At 71.9% G+C, this 17,587-nt stretch carries 14 protein-coding genes; 4 read left to right on the top strand and 10 right to left on the bottom strand.

What is annotated here, in order from left to right:
- The first annotated feature begins 112 nt into the window (after positions 1 to 112).
- Positions 113 to 1,207, top strand: coding sequence for an SMP-30/gluconolactonase/LRE family protein (locus tag Q7A36_RS03135; protein WP_305102189.1), 1,095 nt, complete (start codon positions 113 to 115; stop codon positions 1,205 to 1,207).
- Positions 1,208 to 1,381: 174 nt separating this feature from the next.
- Here the strand turns inward: Q7A36_RS03135 and Q7A36_RS03130 are convergent, their stop codons facing one another.
- From Q7A36_RS03130 to aqpZ, 6 genes are all read right to left on the bottom strand, one after another.
- The gene (locus tag Q7A36_RS03130) at positions 1,382 to 3,061 is read right to left on the bottom strand and encodes a thiamine pyrophosphate-dependent enzyme (RefSeq protein WP_305102188.1); all 1,680 of its coding nucleotides are present in this window, start codon (positions 3,059 to 3,061) and stop codon (positions 1,382 to 1,384) included.
- Between the two features lie 98 nt (positions 3,062 to 3,159).
- Positions 3,160 to 4,764 carry a fatty acyl-CoA synthetase gene (locus Q7A36_RS03125; RefSeq protein ID WP_305102187.1) on the bottom strand — a complete coding sequence of 535 codons (1,605 nt, stop codon included), beginning with the start codon at positions 4,762 to 4,764 and terminating at the stop codon, positions 3,160 to 3,162.
- Positions 4,765 to 4,829: 65 nt separating this feature from the next.
- A complete protein-coding gene (locus Q7A36_RS03120; protein WP_305102186.1) occupies positions 4,830 to 5,843 on the bottom strand; it encodes an ABC transporter ATP-binding protein in 1,014 nt (337 codons plus the stop codon).
- Positions 5,840 to 6,895: an ABC transporter ATP-binding protein gene (locus Q7A36_RS03115; protein WP_305102185.1), complete on the bottom strand. Its 1,056-nt coding sequence runs from the start codon at positions 6,893 to 6,895 to the stop codon at positions 5,840 to 5,842. Before Q7A36_RS03115 ends, Q7A36_RS03120 begins: the two co-directional genes overlap by 4 nt.
- A gap of 445 nt (positions 6,896 to 7,340) precedes the next feature.
- Positions 7,341 to 7,913 carry a PsiF family protein gene (locus Q7A36_RS03110; protein WP_305102184.1) on the bottom strand — a complete coding sequence of 191 codons (573 nt, stop codon included), beginning with the start codon at positions 7,911 to 7,913 and terminating at the stop codon, positions 7,341 to 7,343.
- On the bottom strand, positions 7,913 to 8,698 hold the full coding sequence (aqpZ, locus tag Q7A36_RS03105) for an aquaporin Z (protein WP_305102183.1): 786 nt from the start codon (positions 8,696 to 8,698) through the stop codon (positions 7,913 to 7,915). The genes Q7A36_RS03110 and aqpZ overlap by 1 nt, the downstream gene beginning before the upstream one ends.
- 230 nt (positions 8,699 to 8,928) lie before the next feature.
- Here aqpZ and crtD point away from each other — a divergent pair, with 230 nt between their 5' ends.
- Positions 8,929 to 10,431, top strand: coding sequence for a 1-hydroxycarotenoid 3,4-desaturase CrtD (crtD, locus tag Q7A36_RS03100; protein ID WP_305102182.1), 1,503 nt, complete (start codon positions 8,929 to 8,931; stop codon positions 10,429 to 10,431).
- Positions 10,428 to 11,390 carry a carotenoid 1,2-hydratase gene (locus Q7A36_RS03095; RefSeq protein WP_305102181.1) on the top strand — a complete coding sequence of 321 codons (963 nt, stop codon included), beginning with the start codon at positions 10,428 to 10,430 and terminating at the stop codon, positions 11,388 to 11,390. Before crtD ends, Q7A36_RS03095 begins: the two co-directional genes overlap by 4 nt.
- Here Q7A36_RS03095 and Q7A36_RS03090 read toward each other — a convergent pair.
- Both Q7A36_RS03090 and Q7A36_RS03085 read right to left on the bottom strand, forming a co-directional pair.
- Positions 11,353 to 12,513 carry an ATP-grasp domain-containing protein gene (locus tag Q7A36_RS03090; protein ID WP_305102180.1) on the bottom strand — a complete coding sequence of 387 codons (1,161 nt, stop codon included), beginning with the start codon at positions 12,511 to 12,513 and terminating at the stop codon, positions 11,353 to 11,355. The two genes, Q7A36_RS03095 and Q7A36_RS03090, sit on opposite strands and share 38 nt — an antisense overlap.
- Positions 12,510 to 13,868 (bottom strand): cytochrome P450, encoded by a 1,359-nt coding sequence (locus Q7A36_RS03085; protein ID WP_305102179.1) that lies wholly within the window; start codon positions 13,866 to 13,868, stop codon positions 12,510 to 12,512. Before Q7A36_RS03085 ends, Q7A36_RS03090 begins: the two co-directional genes overlap by 4 nt.
- A gap of 89 nt (positions 13,869 to 13,957) precedes the next feature.
- On the opposite strand from Q7A36_RS03085, the gene Q7A36_RS03080 reads away from it, so the two are divergent.
- Entirely contained in the window at positions 13,958 to 14,716 is a 759-nt protein-coding gene (locus tag Q7A36_RS03080) for a hypothetical protein (RefSeq protein WP_305102178.1), read from the top strand.
- A gap of 42 nt (positions 14,717 to 14,758) precedes the next feature.
- Here the strand turns inward: Q7A36_RS03080 and Q7A36_RS03075 are convergent, their stop codons facing one another.
- Both Q7A36_RS03075 and Q7A36_RS03070 read right to left on the bottom strand, forming a co-directional pair.
- Positions 14,759 to 15,742 carry a sensor domain-containing diguanylate cyclase gene (locus tag Q7A36_RS03075; protein WP_305102177.1) on the bottom strand — a complete coding sequence of 328 codons (984 nt, stop codon included), beginning with the start codon at positions 15,740 to 15,742 and terminating at the stop codon, positions 14,759 to 14,761.
- A gap of 160 nt (positions 15,743 to 15,902) precedes the next feature.
- A complete protein-coding gene (locus tag Q7A36_RS03070) occupies positions 15,903 to 17,531 on the bottom strand; it encodes an ABC transporter substrate-binding protein (RefSeq protein WP_305102176.1) in 1,629 nt (542 codons plus the stop codon).
- Positions 17,532 to 17,587: the final 56 nt, after the last annotated feature.

Below are 17,587 nucleotides of genomic sequence, written 5' to 3'. Positions count from 1 at the left end.
CCGTGCACGGGCCTGTGATGTCCGCGACGATCAGCTTGCCTACCCCGGACCGAACCATGGCACGCTCCCCCAGGCCGCGCCAATCGCGCAGCCCAAGGGGGAGTGAAACGAGATGCTCATCGCCTCATCCGCTGCCAGCCGCCGCCGCGTGCTCGGCGGCCTCGCCGGCGCGCTCGCCGCCGGCGCCGCCATCCCGGCCAATGCCCAGCGCGTCTACGGGCAGGATGCGCCGCCCGCCCGCTACCCGGATGCCGACATCGTCGCGCTGGACAAGAAGCGCTTCACCGCGCCGCTCGGCAACAGCACCATCAAGCGGCTCTACACCGGCCTCGGCTGGGCGGAGGGGCCTGCCTGGCACGCGACCGGCCGCTTCTGGGTCTGGTCCGACATCCCGAACGACGAATGCCTGCGGATGAACGAGGAGGACCATTCCGTCCACCGTCGGTTCCGCAGCCCGTCCGGCTTCTCCAACGGCAATACCTTCGACCGGGAGGGGCGGCAGATCGCCTTCCGCCACTTCTACCGCGACGTCGTGCGCTACGAGCCGGACGGCCGCATGACGGTGCTGGCCGCGCGCGGGCCGGACGGCGCCTTCAACGCGCCGAATGACGGCGTGGTGCATCCGGCGGATGGCAGCATCTGGTTCACCGACCCCGGCTATGGCGCGCTGATGAACTACGAGGGCCAGCGCGCGCCGGAGGCCGCCAACAGCCCCCGCCCCTTCATCAAGGAGGCGATCTACCGCATCGACGGGCAGACCGGCCAGGTGACGAAGATCGCCGACCAGCCCTTCAAGCCGAACGGCCTCTGCTTCTCTCCCGACTACAAGCGGCTCTATGTCGCGGACAGCGGCAGCAGCCACTATCCCGAGGCCAAGAACATCATCTGGGCCTTCGACGTGGACGGCCAGAAGGTCAGCAATCCCCGGACCTTCTGCAGCATGGAGTTCGAGGGCAAGTCGGGCTTCGGCGACGGCGTCCGCTGCGACGAGAGCGGCAATCTCTGGGTCGGCGCCGGCTGGGTGGGCGACGGCTATGACGGCGTGCATGTCTTCGCGCCGGACGGGGGCAGGATCGGGCTGATCAAGCTGCCGGAGATCTGCGCCAACCTGTGCTTCGGCGGCGCGCGGCGGAACCAGCTTCTGATGACCGCCAGCCAGAGCATCTACCTGCTGCCGGTCGAGACCCGCGGCGCGCATTTCTGCTGAGTCAGGCGGCAGGGAAGAGAAAGATCGGGGAGAAGGTATTCTCCCCGAACCCCTCATCTATTTCTGTGGGCTTGCATCCGCCGCGCGGCGGCACCCGACTCACAAAAAGGAAGGGTGGGGTTGGACGCCAAGGGCGTCCAACGGGAGGGAATAGTTTTCCCTCCCCGAGCTTTCCTACGCCTTCGCGGCCTGGGCGCGGAGCTGCGCGATGGTGGCGCGGTTCGTCACCTGCTCCGGGTTCGTCCGCACCTCGATCACCGCCGGCTTGCCGCTGGCCATGGCGCGCTGGACGGCGGGCACGAGCTGGTCGGTCGCCTCCACCACCTCGCCATGGCCGCCGAAGCTCTCGATGAAGCGGGCGAAATCCGGGTTGGTGAGCTGCGTCGCGGAGACGCGGCCGGGATAGGTTCGCTCCTGGTGCATGCGGATCGTGCCGTACATCGCGTTGTTGAAGACGAGCACGATCGGGTTGACCTTGTGATGGAAGGCGGTGGCGATCTCCTGCCCCGTCATCAGCATGCCGCCATCGCCGACGAAGGAGACGACGGTGCGCTCGGGATGCACGATCTTCGCGCCGATCGCCGCCGGCACCGAATAGCCCATGGCGCCATTGGTCGGGCCGAGGAAGTCCTGCCCGGCGCCGACATGCATGAAGCGTTGCGGCCAGGTGGCGAAATTGCCGGCATCGGTGGTGAAGATGGTGTCGGGCGGCAGCACCTTCTCGAGCTGCTGCAGCGCGACGGCGAGGTTCAGCGGCCCCTCGTAGTCCGGCGCCCTGGCCTGCGCCTCGCGCGCCACGCGCAGTTCCGCCCGCCAGCCGGACCAGACGGGCTTCTCCACCGGCGGCAGCGCCCTGACGGCGGCGGCGAAGGCATTGAGGTCGGCGGTGATGCCGAGCGCCGGGCGGTAGACGCGGCCGATCTCCGCCTGCTCCGGATAGACATGGACCACCGGCTTCGAGCCGGCCATGTCCATCAGCGTATAGCCCTGGCTCACCGTCTCCCCAATACGGGTGCCGATGGCGAGGAAGAGGTCGCTCTGCTTCGCCGCCTTCACCAGCGCCGGATCGGCGCCGACACCGAGGTCCCCGACATAGTTCGGGCTGGTCCCGTCGAAGAGGCCCATGCGGCGGAAGGAGACGGCGACGGGCAGGTCGTTGGCCAGCAGGAAGTCGCGGATGTCCGCCTTGCCCTGCGCGGTCCAGCCGGCGCCGCCGCCCAGCACCACCAGGGGGCGCTGCGCCCGGCGCAGCATGTCCATCATGCGCGGCAGCGCCTCGGGCGCCGGATGCGGCGGGAAGACCGGCGCCGGCGGCAGGTCCGGCACGACGGCCAGCTCCTTCTGCATCTCCTCCGAGATCGCCACCACGACCGGGCCTGGCCGGCCGGAGGTCGCGACATCGAAGGCATGCGCCATCAGTTCCGGGATGCGCGCCGCGTCGTCGATCTGCGTCACCCACTTGGCCAGCGGGGCGAACATCTTGCGGTAGTCCACCTCCTGGAAGGACTCGCGGTCCGTCTCCTCGAAGGGGATCTGGCCGACGATCAGCACCAGCGGCGTGCTGTCCTGGAAGGCGACATGGACGCCGATCGCGGCATGGCAGGCGCCCGGGCCGCGGGTGACGAGGGCGACACCGGGCTTGCCCGTCAGCTTGCCATAGGCCTCGGCCATATGGACCGCGCCCGCCTCGAACCGGCAGGTGACGAGCTGGATGCGGTTGCGCTGGGCATAGAGCCCGTCCAGCAGGTCGAGGTAGCTCTCGCCCGGGACGCAGAAGGCATGGGTCACGCCCTGCGCCACCAGCGCATCCGCGAGGATATGCCCGCCGAGCCGCGCCTCGCCTGCCTTGGTCATCTGGTCCGCTCCCGTCCCGCCACAGAAAATGGTGGCGGACCATAACCGGGGGTGGCTGGGTCGTCACCCCATCGGGCCGGAGGCGGGGCGGCCTCGATTCACGCCCCGGATCGCTCCGGTCCGGGGCGATCGAGGCCGAGGGCGCCGCTAGCGGTGCCGGCATAGTGCTGCCGCAACTCCCGTTTCAGCAGCTTGCCCGCGGTGTTCTTGGGCAGGCTGTCCGCCAGGATGATGCGCTTGGGGACCTTGTAGGGGGCGAGGTGCTCGCGGGCATGCGCCAGCAGCGCCGCCTCGACGTCCATCGGCGCCTCCGGCCGCAGCACCACCACCGCGGCCACGGCCTCGATCCACTTCGGGTCGGGCACCGCGATGACCGCGACCTCGGCGACCGCGGGGTGGGTGAAGAGCGCCTCCTCCACCTCCCGGCTCGCCACCAGCACCCCGCCGGTATTGATCAGGTCCTTGGTGCGGTCGACAATCGCAAGGTAGCCCTCCGCATCGATGGTCGCCACGTCGCCGCTGTGGAACCAGCCGCCCTCGAAGGCCCTGGCCGTCTCCTCCGGCATGTTCCAGTAGCCGAGGCAGAGCTGCGGCGAACGATGGATGACCTCGCCCCGCTCGCCGGGCGCGACGTCGCGCATCTCCGCATCCACCACCCGCGTCTCGACATTCAGCACGGGGCGGCCGACCGAGCCGGGGCGGGCATCATGCTCCTCCGGCCGCAGCACGGTGGCGAGCGGCGCGATCTCGCTCTGGCCGTAGCAGTTGAAGGGCCGCGCGCCGGGCAGCCGCTGACGGAGCTCCTGCAGCACCGGGACGGGCATGATCGACGCGCCGTAGTAGATGTTGCGCAGGCTCGACAGGTCGCGCCGGCCGAAATCCGGATGCTGCAGCAGCGTGATCCAGACCGTGGGTGGGGCGAAGAAGGAGGTGATGCGCTCGCGCTCGATCAGCTCCAGGACGAGCGCGGGCTGCGGCGCCTCGATCAGGAGGGTGAAGGCGCCGGTCAGCATCTGCGGCATGGTGAAGCAGTGCATCTGCGCGGTGTGGTAGAGCGGCAGCGCCGCCAGCGCCCGGTCGTCGCGGCGCATCTCGAGCTCGATGGTCACGCTGCTGTACTCGGCCAGGATGGCGCGGTGCGTCATCATCGCGCCCTTGGGCTGGCCGGTGGTGCCCGAGGTGTACTGGAGCTGGACGAGGTCGGTGTCCTGCACGCCCTCCCCCGCCTCGGCATCGCCCGGCTGGCCCCAGCGCGGATCCCCGGCCGCGGCCAGGATGTCGTGTTCGCCGGCGCCGGCATCGATCGTGCCGCGCAGCACCTCGCCGCCGGCCTGGTCGGCGGTCACGCGCAGCGCCGGCTGGGCGAAGACGGCCGCGGCGCCGCATTGCCGCAGGATGTAGTCCAGTTCCGCCGCGGTCAGGGCGAAATTGGCGGGGACATGCACCAGCCCGGCCCGGGCGCAGCCGAGCCAGAGGAACAGGTAGGCATCGGAGTTCTTGCCATAGGCGACGACACGGTCGCCCTGCCTGAGGCCGCGCGCCAGCAGGAAGCGCGCGACCCGGTCGGCCGCCAGGTCGATCTCCGCGAAGCACCAGGCGCGCTCGCCGAAGCGCAGCGCGGGGCGGTCGCGGAACCGCGCCCCGGCCCGGCGCACCGCATCGCCGATGGTGTTGCGCCGCGCCCGCGCGCCGATCTCGTTCATGAATGCCTCCCCGGTCTCTGACCTGACTTGGGAGGCATCCTATCCGGCGGCGATGCGACCGGAAATCACCCCGAAGCGGGCACCCGGACGCAGCGCGCCATGCGGCCGGGCACGGGGCGCCGCGGCGCGGGGCCCATCTCCTCCTGGCAGGCCGGCTCGGCCTCGGGGCAGCGGGGCGCGAAGGGGCAGGTGGTCGGCGCCGTCTCCAGGCTCGGCGGCGCGCCGGCGATGGTGGTCAGCCGCTGGCCGCGCATGCCGGGATGCACCGTCGCGCCCAGCAGCCCGCGGGGATAGGGGTGCAGCGGCTGCTGCATCAGCGCGCCGACCGGCCCTTCCTCCACCACCCGGCCGGCATACATGACGGCGACGCGGTCGGCGATCTCGCCGGCGACGCCGAGGTCATGGGTGACGAAGATGACGCCCATGCCGAGCTGTTCCTGGAGCCGGCGCAGCAGCAGCAGCACCTGGATCTGCACGGTGGCGTCCAGCGCCGTCGTCGGCTCGTCCGCCAGCAGCAGCTTCGGCTTGCAGGCCAGCGCCACCGCGATCATGGCGCGCTGCCGGAGGCCGCCCGAGAGCTCATGCGGATAGGCGGCGAGCCGGCGCTTGGCCGAGGGGATCTGCACCAGTTCCAGCAGTTCCAGCGCCCGGGCATCGGCGGCACGGCGGGACAGGCCCTCATGCCGTTGCACCGTCTCGGCGATCTGCCGGCCGATGGTGAAGACCGGGTCCAGCGCCGTCATCGGCTCCTGGAAGATCATCGCCACGTCGCCGCCGCGGAAGTCGGAGAGCGCGCCCTCGTCCATCGCCACGACGTCGCGGCCGGCGACCTCGATGCTGCCGCTGACCCGGGCGAATTTCGGCAGCAGGCGCATCAGCGCCCGCATGGTGACCGACTTGCCCGAGCCGGATTCGCCCAGGATGCACAGCACCTCGCCGGCGGCGAGGTCGAGATCGACCCCGTTCACCGCATGCACGGTGCGGTCGCGCGTGACGAATTTCACGCCGACGTCGCGCATCTTCACCAGCGGCTTGGCCACAGTCTCGCTCACCGTGGGGCGCTCCATGACCTCGCTCATGCCGCCAGCCTCCCCGCCCTGCTGTGGCCGCTGCCCGGCATCGCCATGTGGCAAGCCGCGACATGGCCGCCGCCCATCTCCGCCATCGCCGGCTTGCGGTCGGCGCAGACGGCCTCGGCGAAGGGGCAGCGCGTGCGGAAGCGGCAGCCGCTCGGCGGGTTGATCGGGTTGGGCGGGTCGCCGGTCAGCGGCGGCTCCGTCCGGCGCCTCGCCGGATCCATCGAGGGCCGGCTGGCCAGCAGCGCCTGGGTATAGGGATGCGCCGGGCGCTCGTAGATCGCGTCCACCGGTCCCATCTCCGCCACCTCGCCCAGGTACATCACCAGCACGCGGTCGGAGATGTACTGCACCACGTTGAGGTCGTGGCTGATGAAGACGTAGGTGAGGCCGAACTTCTCCTTCAGGTCCACCAGCAGGTTCAGCACCTGCGCCTCGACCGACTTGTCGAGGGCGGAGACCGGCTCGTCCAGCAGCACCAGCCGCGGCTGCAGGGCGAGCGCGCGGGCGATGTTCACCCGCTGCCGCTGGCCGCCCGAGAGTTCATGCGGGTAGCGGCGGGCGAAGGTCTGCGGCGCCAGGCCGACGGCGGCCAGCAACTCCCGCGCGCGGGACCGCGCCTCGGCATCCGAGACGCCGTGCACCTTGGGGGCGAAGGCGATGCTGTCCTCGATCGGCAGGCGGGGGTTGAGCGAGGCGTAGCTGTCCTGGAAGACCATCTGCACCTGGCGGCGGTAGTCCTTGAGGGACATGCCGCCGGTCTGGGCATTCTGCCCGACACCCTCGCCATCGAAGACCAGGGTACCCGAATCCGGGTCCATCAGCCGCATCAGCAGCCGCGCGGTGGTGGACTTGCCGCAGCCGCTCTCGCCGACGATGCCCAGCGTCTCGCCCTTGCGCACGGCGAAGGAGACGCCGTCCACGGCCCGCACCGTGGCGACGGTCGCGCCGAACATGCCGCCGCGGATCGGGAAGTGCTTCTGCAGGTCCTGGACGAGCAGCAGGGGCTGGCCCGGGCCGCCGCGGTCCTCATGGATGCTCTGGGCGATGCTCATGGCGCCGGGACAGCAAGCCTCGTGCCAGCAGGCCCGCGCCCCGGCGCGGCGTCCCGGCCCAGGCGCTGCCCGGTTGCTGGGCAGGCCCCCTCGCCCGCCGCCCGCCCGCGCGCCATCGTCCAGGCAGCCGGTCCGACGCCATCCTCGAGGCACTCCGCATCGCATGCCTCGCGCTCACCGGGGACCGGCTGCAGTCCCTGACCGGCCACCTCTCGCTCGAACAGGTCAGGATCCAGGCGGGGCGGTCCGAATCGGCCCGCTCGACGAGCCGGCCCGATGGCCGGAGCGCCGAAAGGCAGGCAGGTCCGGACCGGCCCGCCCTCAGCAAACCCCTTGGGGTTTGCGCCGCAATAAAATCCCAGGCAGGCTTTCGTCTCGAGGCGTTGGGCCGCACGAAGTGTGGCCCAACCCGCGAAAGTCTGCTCAGGCGGCGTCGCCCCGCGCCTCAGCTCCGCCCCGCCGCCGCGGCGCGGAAGCCGGCCTTCTCCGCCGCCGGGCGGCACATGTAGCCGCCCTGCTGCGTCTTGCCGTAGAACTGCGTGCCGGCGGCGTGGAAGACCTTGCTGTCCGGATTGGCCCAGACCACCGCGTCGCCGCCGCAGGTGCGCTTCGCCTCCGCCTCGGACGCGAAGCGGCCGCCATTGCCGGCCGGGGCGGGCGCGGCATTCGCCCCGGTCGCGGCATTGCCGGACAGGCAGCCATTGACGTAGCGCTGCCGCGCCTCGCCCGAGAGGTTGCGCGTCGTCGCCTCCGCCTGGCAGGTCTTCATCCGCTCCTGCTGCGCGGTCAGCGCCGGCTGCGCCTCCGTCGTGTTGCCGCTGAGGCAGTCGCTCATGAATTTCTGCCGCGCCTCGCCGGCGAGGCTCTTCCGCCCCGCCTCGGCATTGCAGCCCTGCATGCGCTGCTGCGGCGCAGTCAGCGCGCGCTGCGCCTCGGCCGGCGGCGCGGTCTGCGCCAGCGCCGGCCCGGCGGCCAGGAACAGCCCGGCCGCGAGCGCGGCCAGCGCGGCGCCGCGCATCAGCGCGGCTCCCGCGCCGGCATGGGCGCCAGCGCCTCCGGCGTTGCGCTGCGCGCGCTGGCCGCGGCGGCGGCGCGGTCGCGCGCATCCGCCTCCTCCTCCGTGCTCAGCCAGCGATGCAGGAGGCCGCCGAGGACACCGCCCAGGATCGGCGCCACCCAGAACATCCAGAGCTGCGCCAGCGCCGTGCCGCCGAGGACGAAGGCCGGGCCGGTGCTGCGCGCCGGGTTCACGCTGGTATTGGTCACGGGGATGCTGATCAGGTGGATCAGCGTCAGGCAGAGCCCGATGGCGATCGGCGCGAAGCCGGCCGGCGCGCGGGCGGAGGTGGCGCCGAGGATGACGACGAGAAAGAAGAAGGTCATCACCACCTCGGTGATGAAGCCGGCGCCGAAGCCAAACTTGCCCGGCGAGGCCTCGCCATAGCCGTTCGCCGCCAGGCCCTTCACCGCGATGTCCCAGCCCGGCTGTCCCGAGGCGATGGCGTAGAGGAGGAAGGCGCCGACGCTGGCGCCGATGACCTGCGCGGCGATGTAGGGGAGCGCCTCCCCGGCCTTGAAGCGGCCGGCCGCGACCAGGCCGCAGGTGACCGCCGGGTTGAGGTGGCAGCCGGAGATATGGCCGATGGCGAAGGCCATGGTGAGCACAGTGAGGCCGAAGGCGAAGGCGACGCCGAGCAGGCCGATGCCGACCTGCGGGAAGGCGGCGGCGAGCACGGCGCTGCCGCAGCCGCCGAGGACGAGCCAGAGAGTCCCGAAGAACTCCGCCGCGAGCTTGCGTGACACGAGACGAACCCTCCCAGCGGGGCGGCCATCCCCGGCGCCCCATGCTCCGCCTATTGTATGCGCAGTTACAGCCTGTCACCCGCCGTCGCGGAAACGTGTCGCCTTTGGGCCGTGAACCTTTTTCGGACCGCACGTCATGTCTAATCTGCCTGTCGAACTGAGTGTCCAGTTATCTTGACAATCCCCGCGCCCGGTCTTGAATGGGCCCGGCGGAGCGTGGAGGGGACGGCATGAGCCGGCGCGTGGTCGTCATCGGCGCGGGCGTCGGCGGCTTGGCCGCGGCGCTGGACCTCGCCGCGCGGGGCCGCGAGGTGCTGGTGCTGGAACGCGCCGCGGCGCCGGGCGGCAAGATGCGGCAGATCGCCATCGGCGATGCCCGCATCGATGGCGGCCCCACCGTCTTCACCATGCGCTGGGTTTTCGAAAGCCTCTTCGCCGCCGCCGGCACGCGGCTGGAGGACCACCTTGCGCTGCAGCCCGTGCGGGTGCTGGCGCGGCATGCCTGGGACGGCGCTTCCGGCCAGGACGCGCGGGGGCGGCTCGATCTCTTCGCCGATATCCGCGAATCGGCCGATGCCATCGGCGCCTTCGCCGGCGCGGCCGAGGCGCGCGGCTATCTCGACTTCGTCGAGCGGGCGCGGCGGACCTATGCGGCGCTCGAGGAGCCCTTCATCAAGTCCGGCCGCCCGACGCCGGTCTCGCTCGTCTCCCGCGCCGGCATCGGCGGCGTCGGGCGGCTGCTGGCGACCGCGCCCTTCGCCACGCTCTGGGACGCGCTGGGCACGCATTTCCGGGACCAGCGGCTGCGCCAACTCTTCGCGCGCTACGCGACCTATGTCGGCTCCTCGCCCTTCCTCGCGCCGGCGACGCTGATGCTGATCGCGCATGTCGAGCAGTCCGGCGTCTGGCTGGTCGAGGGCGGCATGCACCGCATCGCCCGCGCCATCGCGGCGCTGGCCGAGGCGAAGGGCGCGCGCTTCCGCACCGGCGCGGAGGTCGCCGAGGTACTGGCGGCCGGCGGGCGCGCGACCGGCGTGAAGCTCGGGGATGGCGAGGTGATCGAGGCCGCGGCGGTCGTCGCCAATACCGATGTCTCGGCCATCGGCACCGGCCGGCTCGGGCCCGCGGTCGCCAAGGCGGCGGATGCCGTGCCCTGGTCGCGCCGCTCGCTCTCCGCCGTCACCTGGGCGATGCATGCGGAGACCAGGGGCTTCCCGCTGGTGCGGCACAACGTCTTCTTCAGCCGCGACTACGCGGCCGAGTTCGGCGACCTGACGGCGCGGGCGCGCCTGCCCGCGGCGCCCACCGTCTATGTCTGCGCGCAGGACCGCGGCGACGCGGACGCGCCGCACGGCGGGCCGGAGCGGCTGCTGGTGCTGGTGAATGCCCCGGCGCGCGGCGATTCCAGGCCGCCCGATGCGGCTGACATGGCATCGGTGGAGGCCGCCTGCTTCGGCCTGCTGGAGCGCTGCGGCCTGCAGGTCGCGCGCGACCCGGCGCGGGAGGTGGTGACGACGCCGGCCGGCTTCGAGGCGCTCTTCCCGGCGACCGGCGGCGCGCTCTACGGCATGGCGGTGCATGGCTGGCAGGCGAGCTTCAGCCGGCCCGGCGCGCGCACGCGGCTGCCCGGCCTGTACCTGGCGGGCGGCAGCGCGCATCCCGGCGCCGGCGTGCCGATGGCCACGCTCTCCGGCCGCCTCGCCGCGGCCGCCGTCATGGAGGACCGGCGATGAACGCGATCGCGCCGCCGCCCGGCACGGGGCTCCGGGGGTGGGAGTTCGACCGGCCGGTACCGAAGCACGGCTATGCCTGGTGGTACCTCGATGCCCTCAGCGAGGACGGGGCGCATGGCATCACCATCATCGCCTTCATCGGCACGGTCTTCTCGCCCTGGTATGCCTGGAGCCGCCGCTGGGGCGCGGGCGATCCCGAGAACCACTGCTGCATGAACGTCGCGCTCTATGGCCGGCCGCGCCGCTGGGCAATGACCGACCGGCCGCGATCCGCGCTGCGGCGGGGCGCGGACTTCCTCCGCATCGGGCCGAGTTCCATGGACTGGGACGGCACCGCGCTGACGGTGCGGATCGAGGAGGTGACGGCCCCCCTGCCCTCGCGCATCAGCGGCACCGTGCGGCTGCTGCCGGAGGCGGTCTCGACCCGCGCCTTCCTGCTGGATGCGGCGGGGCGGCACCGCTGGCAGCCGATCGCGGCGCGCGCCCGCGCCGAGGTCGCCTTCGACAGCCCGGCGCTGCGCTGGTCCGGCCCGGCCTATTTCGACACCAATGCCGGCGCCGCGCCGCTGGAGGCGGATTTCCTGGAGTGGGACTGGTGCCGCGCGCCGATGCCGCGGGAGACCGCCGTGCTCTACAACGCGATCCGGCGCGACGGCAGCGGGCAGTCGCTGGCGCTGCGCGTGCGCGCCGATGGCGTGGTGGAGGACATCGCGCCGCCGCCGCCCGCGCGGCTGCCGCGCGGCTTCTGGGGCGTCGCGCGGCCGGCGCGGTCGGAGGACGGCACCGCGCGCCTCGTCCGCAGCCTGGAGGACGCGCCCTTCTACACCCGCTCCGAGATCCACACCCGCCTGCTGGGGCAGGAGGCGACGGCGGTGCATGAGAGCCTGGCGCTCGACCGCTTCGCCGCCCTGCCGGTGCAGGTCATGCTGCCCGTGAGGGTGCCGCGGGCCCGGCGGTGACGGCGGGCGGCTCGCTCCAGCCGACATCGAGCGTCGCCACCTCGCCGAAGGGGACGCCGCGGCGGTTCGCCTCGGCGATGATCGGCCAGGCGGTCCAGGGCATGGTCAGCAGCGGCAGCGGGTCCCTGCCCTGCCAGGTCACGTCGCGCGTGCCCAGCAGGTGCCGGAGGTTGGCGCGGAAGCGCGGCCAGTCGCCGAAGCTGTGCTGCGTCTCCGTCAGGCAGGACCAGAACTGCTGCAGCCGCCGCTCCGGCCGGAAGCGCAGGGAATGCGCGGAGTCGAGCACGGCGCGGGCGAGGTCGTCCTCGGCGAAGAAATGCAGGCCGCTCGTCGTGCGCGGATTGCACTCGAGGCCCCAGGGCGTGCCGGCGGCGTCGAGCATCAGGTCGAAGGCGATGAAGCCGGTCCAGCGCGTGGCGGCGACGAAGGGCGCGACCCAGGCCTCGATCGCCGGGTTCTCCACCCGCTCGAAGCCGACCGCGACGCTGCCCGACATCAGCGTGCCACGATAGATGGCGGTGCCCTGCACCCGGCCCTGGTGCGCGAGCGTGCAGGTGCTGTGCTCCGTGCCGCGGATCAGGCGCTGGACGATCGCCGGCTCGGGCGGCGGCAGCGGCGCGCCGGCGGGCAGCCGCCGGACGCCGCGGCCGGAGCAGGCATGGATGGGCTTGACGACGACATCCGCCGCCTCGGCCAGCGCCCGCGCCCGCGGATCGTCCAGCGCCCAGGTCTCCGGCACCGTCAGCCCCGCCGCCTCGGCCTGCCGCACGAAGCCGTGCTTGTCGTGCAGCCGCAGCATGGTCTCGGGCGGCATGGCGAGCAGCCGCACGCCGGCCGGCAGCAGCGGGCGGAGGAAGGCGACATGCAGCGCCTCCTCCGAGACCGGCACGACCAGCGAGACGCCTTCCTCGCGGACGATGCGCGCGAGGTCGCCAAGGTAGCGGTCGGGGTCCTCGGCCGGCGCCGTGACCTGCAGGCTGCGCGCGACGCTGCCGGAAATGCCGGTCAGCGTCCGCCGGTGCGGCTCCGCGACGACCACGCGCCAGCCAGCGCGGGAAAAACTGCGGGCGAGGTCGAGCGCCTTGGGCAGCCGCCCGAGCGTGAGGAGGACCGTGTCCGTCACCGCGCCCGCCTCACCCGGCAGGTCACCTGCTCCACCGGCCGCGTGGTCAGCCGCGCCGCGGGCTGCACCCGCTCCGGCGCCTCGACCTGGAAGTCGAATTCGCGGAAGAGCCGGGCGACCAGCAGCACCGCCTCGATGGTGGCGAAGGCGGCACCGGCGCAGATGCGGGGGCCGATGCCGAAGGGAATATAGGCGCCCGGCACCTGCGCCGTCTCGCGCTCGGGCAGGAAGCGGTCGGGGTCGAAGACGTCCGGGTCCTGCCAGTAGCGGCGGTGGCGATGCAGCACCCAGGGCGCGACCATGATCAGCGCGCCGCGGCGCACCTTCGTGCCGCCCAGTTCCGTGGCTTCGTTGGCGATGCGCGGCAGGAAGGTGATGGGCGGGTAGAGCCTGAGCGTCTCGCGGAAGATGTTGCGGACGAAGACCAGGCGCTTGGTGTGCTCGAACTCCACTGGGCCGCCGCCGGTCACCGCCTCCACCTCGGCGCGCAGGCGGGCGACGATGGCGGGCTGCGTCGCCAGGATATAGAAGACCCAGGTGAGCGCGCTGGCGCTGGTCTCGTGGCCCGCGAGGAAGAGCACGCCGAGCTGGTCGATCAGCTCTTCCCGCGTGAAGGCATGGCCCTCGCCGTCGCGTGCCTCGATGACCTTGGAGGCGATGTCGTCGAAGCGCGCGCCGGCGGCGAGGTGACCGTCGAGCAGCGCGCCGAGATGGCCGCGGATCAGCCGGCAGGCCTCCAGCACGTCCGCCTTCTGCGGGATGCGGGTCCAGGCCTTGTCCATGATCAGCCGGCGGATTTCCACCTGTGCCACGCTGCGCTCGAAGACGGTGAAGGCGTCGAAGACGTCGTGCGCCGCCTTGTGTTCGAGCCCGGTCGAGAACACCGTCCGGCAGATGATGTCGGCGGTCAGGGCCGACATCGTGAGGTCCAGCGAGAAGGACTCGCCGCTCCCGGCACGTTCGCCGAGCGTCGCCTCGGCCGCGGCGCAGCCCGCCTCCATGTCGGGGAAGGCACGGTTGACCCGCATCAAGGTCAGCGACGGGTCGATCATCGCCCGCTGCCGCCGCCAGGTCTCGCCCGAGCTCACAAAAATGCTGTCGCCGATCAGCGGCTCCAGCGCGTTCACCATCAGGTCCGACTTCGGGAAGATCCCCTCCGGGTCCAGCAGCACCTGCTTCACAAGGTCGGGCCGGTTGACGATCAGCGTCTGCCGCCGCGACCAGCCGAGCGGCCCGATCTCCATCCGGTAGGCGGCCGCCGGCAGCAGGGCCAGCAGGTTGCCGTCGCCGCGCAGCGCCACGCGCAGCAGGGCGATCAGGGCGGAGCGGGAATGGGGGCGCGGAGGGATATACACCGGGGCCGGGCGCTCCTGGGATGCGTTCCGTTTTCTTTACACCAGCCTATGTCAGGTGGCATTGTCAGGCAACGCCGGGACGGGCCGCCATGGAGTACCTCCTCTTCGAAATCCTGATCGCCGCCCATATCGCCACGGGCACGGCCGGCGCGATCACGGTCTGGGTGCCGATCCTGGGACGGAAGGGCGGCGAGACGCACCGGCGATGGGGCCGGGTCTTCACGGTCGCCATGCTCGTCACCGGCTCGCTCGCGGTGTGCATGAGCGTCTTCACGCTGATCGACCCGATGGCGACGCACCCGCATCTGGTCGGCCGGTTCGATGCCGGTTTCATCCGCGGCATCTTCGGCTGGATGATGCTGCATACCGGCATCCTCACCATCAACCTCGCCTGGCATGGCTGGCTGGTGGTGCGGAACGGCAGGCGGCGGGAGAAGTCGCGGGAGTGGCGCAACCTGCTGCTGCAGCCGCTGGTGATGCTGGCGGCGCTGAACTGCGCCCTGCAGGGCCTGCTGATCGACCAGCCCCTGATGATCGGCATCGCCTTCGTCGGCATTGCGACGGGCGCGACCAATCTCTGGTTCCTCTACAAGCCGAATCCCGGGCCGATGGACTGGCTGAAGGAGCACCTGAAGGCGCTCGTCGGCGCCGGCATCTCGGTCTACACCGCCTTCATGGCCTTCGGCTCCGTCCGCGTCATCCCGGAACTGGCGCTGAATCCGCTGATGTGGGCGATCCCGCTGGCGACGGGCGTCTCGATCATCCTCTATCACTGGCGGAGGATCGACGCGCAGGTCAGGGCGCGGCAGTCCGCCCTGCCGCGGCATGCGCCCGCGACGGTCCGCTGACCGGCCGCCCCCGGAGGGATCAGGCGGTTCGGTGCCCCGTCCTCACGCCGCCAGCGCCGCGAGGTCGGGCCAGTCGCCGAGGCAGCGCTGCCGGTCCGCCGGCCGCAGCCCGATCCTGACGCAGTCCCGCCCGGCGGCCTTCGCCGCATAGAGGGCCCGGTCCGCCCGCTGCAGGACCGAGGCGCCGTCCTCGCCCGGGGCGGCCTCGGCGAGGCCGACGCTGAAGGTGTAGCGCAGGGGAGTCTCGCCGGCGGCGAGTTCGACGGCGGGGAAGCCCTCCCGGAAGCGCGTGACCGCGCCGAAGGCATCGCGCAGGCCCGCATGCGGGATGAGCGCCAGGAACTCCTCCCCGCCGAGGCGGCCGAGATGGTCGCCGCGCCGCAGCCTCTCCCGGCAGGTCCTGCCGAAATGCCGGAGGACGGCGTCGCCTCCCTCATGGCCATGCGCGTCGTTGATGCCCTTGAACCGGTCCAGGTCCAGCAGCGCGAGGCAGAGCGGCGCGGCGTCGCGGCCGGCCTCGGCCAGGGCCTCGTCCAGCAGCGCCAGGATGTGGCGGCGGTTCGGCAGGCCGGTCAGCGCATCGGTCAGCGCAGCGGCGAGCGCCTCGTCATGCGCCCGCCGCAGCGTCCGCTCGCTCAGCTTGAGCGAGGTGATGTCCGAGCCCACGGTCAGCACCCAGCCATTCGGCAGGCTGACCTCCTCCATCCAGAGCCAGCGTCCGTCGATGAGGTCGGTCTCGAAGGCCTTGCGCGGCGATGTCCGGCGTCGCTCATAGGTCCTGGCGATCAGCGCCTCGACATCGCCCCGGATCTGCGTCCCGAGGCCATGCGCCGCGCCGTGGCGGAGCAGTTCCGCGAAGGTGACCTCGCCGGTCCTGCCGCCCAGGAAGATCTGCCGGTAGGCGTCGTTGGCATAGCGCAGGCGATCGGCCTCGTCATAGAGCGCCACGGCCTGGCCGCTCGCCGACAGCGCGGCCAGCAGGCTCTCCGTGACGCAGGCATCCACGGAAAGGCCCGGAACGCTCATTGCCACCGTCATGGGACCACCGAAGCTGGGGGGCAGCCCGGCGCGGGCGGCTCGCGGGAAGACTGGCCCCATCTACCCCGTCCGGTCGCTGGAAGGCCCCGGCGCGGTGCCTCAGGCGGGGCTCCCCGGATCGCCTCTGCGGGGAGCCCGCCGTCCCCGCTCAGCCGGTGACGCGCACCGGCGTCAGGTCCTGGAACCAGGACCGCGCCTGCACGAAGCCCTGCACCTTGCGGCTCATCGCCCGCGGGTTCAGGTCATGCGCGACGAAAAGGAAGAGCGCGTCCTCCACGATCTTCGCGTGCAGCTCGGCGCAGAGCCGGTCCTGCGCCGCCGGATCGAATTCCGACAGGATCTTCCCGATCAGCGCGTCGTAGTCCGGATTGGCGAAGCCGCCCCAGTTGTTCCCCGCCGGCGGCATCAGGTCGGACCGCAGGAAGCGGATCATCGCCGTGAAGGGGTCGATGGCGGTGAAGCTGATGTTGATCGCGCTGATGCCGCGGTTGGACGGCGCCTTCCAGCCGTCGCGCCAGATCGACAGCAGGGTGTTCCACTCGAAGACCTCGAACTCGATCTCGATGCCGACCTCCTTCAGCATCTGCTGCACGGCCTCGTTCATCGCCATCGGCTGCATCTGGCCGGAGCCGCTGGTGGAGATGCCGATCTTCGTCTTCAGCGGCGTGCGCGGCGTGACGCCCGCTTCGGCGAGGACCTTCTTCGCCGCCGCCGGGTCGTAGGCCCATTTGAACTTCGGCACGTCGTTCCAGGGATGGCCCTTGGGCAGCAGGCCGGCGCCCTCGTCCATCAGCCCGCCCAGCATGTCCTTCATGGCCGCGCGGTCGATGGCGAGGTTGGCGCCGCGCCGTACCCGCGGGTCGCGCCAGGGCGAGCCCTCGGCGGTGGCGAATTGCCAGGTCCAGTTGTGCGGGTACTGGTTGGTCACGATGGTGAAGCCGGCCTGCTTCAGGCTCGGCACCGCATCGGGCGGCGGCGCCTCGATCCAGTCCACCTGGTTGCTGCGCAGCGCGGCGACGCGGGTATTGGGCTCGGCGAGCGGCAGCAGCACCACGCGCTCGCATTTCGGCACCCGCGCCGCCTCCCAGTACTCGGCATTGCGGGCCAGCACGGCGCGCTCGCGGATCGACCAGGCCTCGAGCTTCCAGGGGCCGGTGCCGATGGCCTTGGTGTTGTAGGCCTCCCAGCTCTTCCCCGCGGCCTCCCAGGCGCCCTGGTGGACGATGCCGATCCAGCTCGCGCCATAGGGCACGGTGCTGTCCACCGTGCGGGTCTCGACCGCGAAGGTCTTCTCGTCCACCGCCTCGTAGCCGGCGATGGTCGGGATGCGGACGCGGCCGAAGGCGGCCGCGTTGCGGTCGAAATGCGGCGCATCCGTCTTCAACACGCGGTCGAAGGAGAAGACGACGTCCTGCACCGTCAGCGGCTTGCCGTCATGGAACTTCACGCCGTCCCGCAGGGTGAAGAGCCAGCGCTTCGGATTGGCCGGATCGACCTTCCAGGCGGTGGCGAGGCCGGGGCGCAGCACCGCGGCGGTATCCGCCTTCGACAGGTCCCAGTGGACGAGCTGGTCATAGACGGTGACCCCCATGAAGCGGTGGCCCTCCGCCCCCTGGTCCGGCACGCCATTGGCCAGCGGCACGGCAGCCGCCGTCATGCCGACGCGCAGCGTGCCCGCGCCTTGGGCATGGGCGAGGTCCCAGGGCAGCGCCGCGGCCGCCAGGATGCCGCCCGCGCCGCCCAGCAGGCCGCGCCGTCCGAAGCCGGTATGCACCACGATATTCCCCTATCCCGGTCGAAGATGCCGGGCGGGGAAGCAAGGCGCGGGCCGCG

It is taken from the genome of Paracraurococcus lichenis (genome assembly GCF_030657435.1).
Classification (GTDB): Bacteria; Pseudomonadota; Alphaproteobacteria; order Acetobacterales; family Acetobacteraceae; genus Paracraurococcus; species Paracraurococcus lichenis.
Note: the sequence above shows the minus strand (reverse complement) of the source record. Positions and strands in the feature narration are given on the sequence as shown.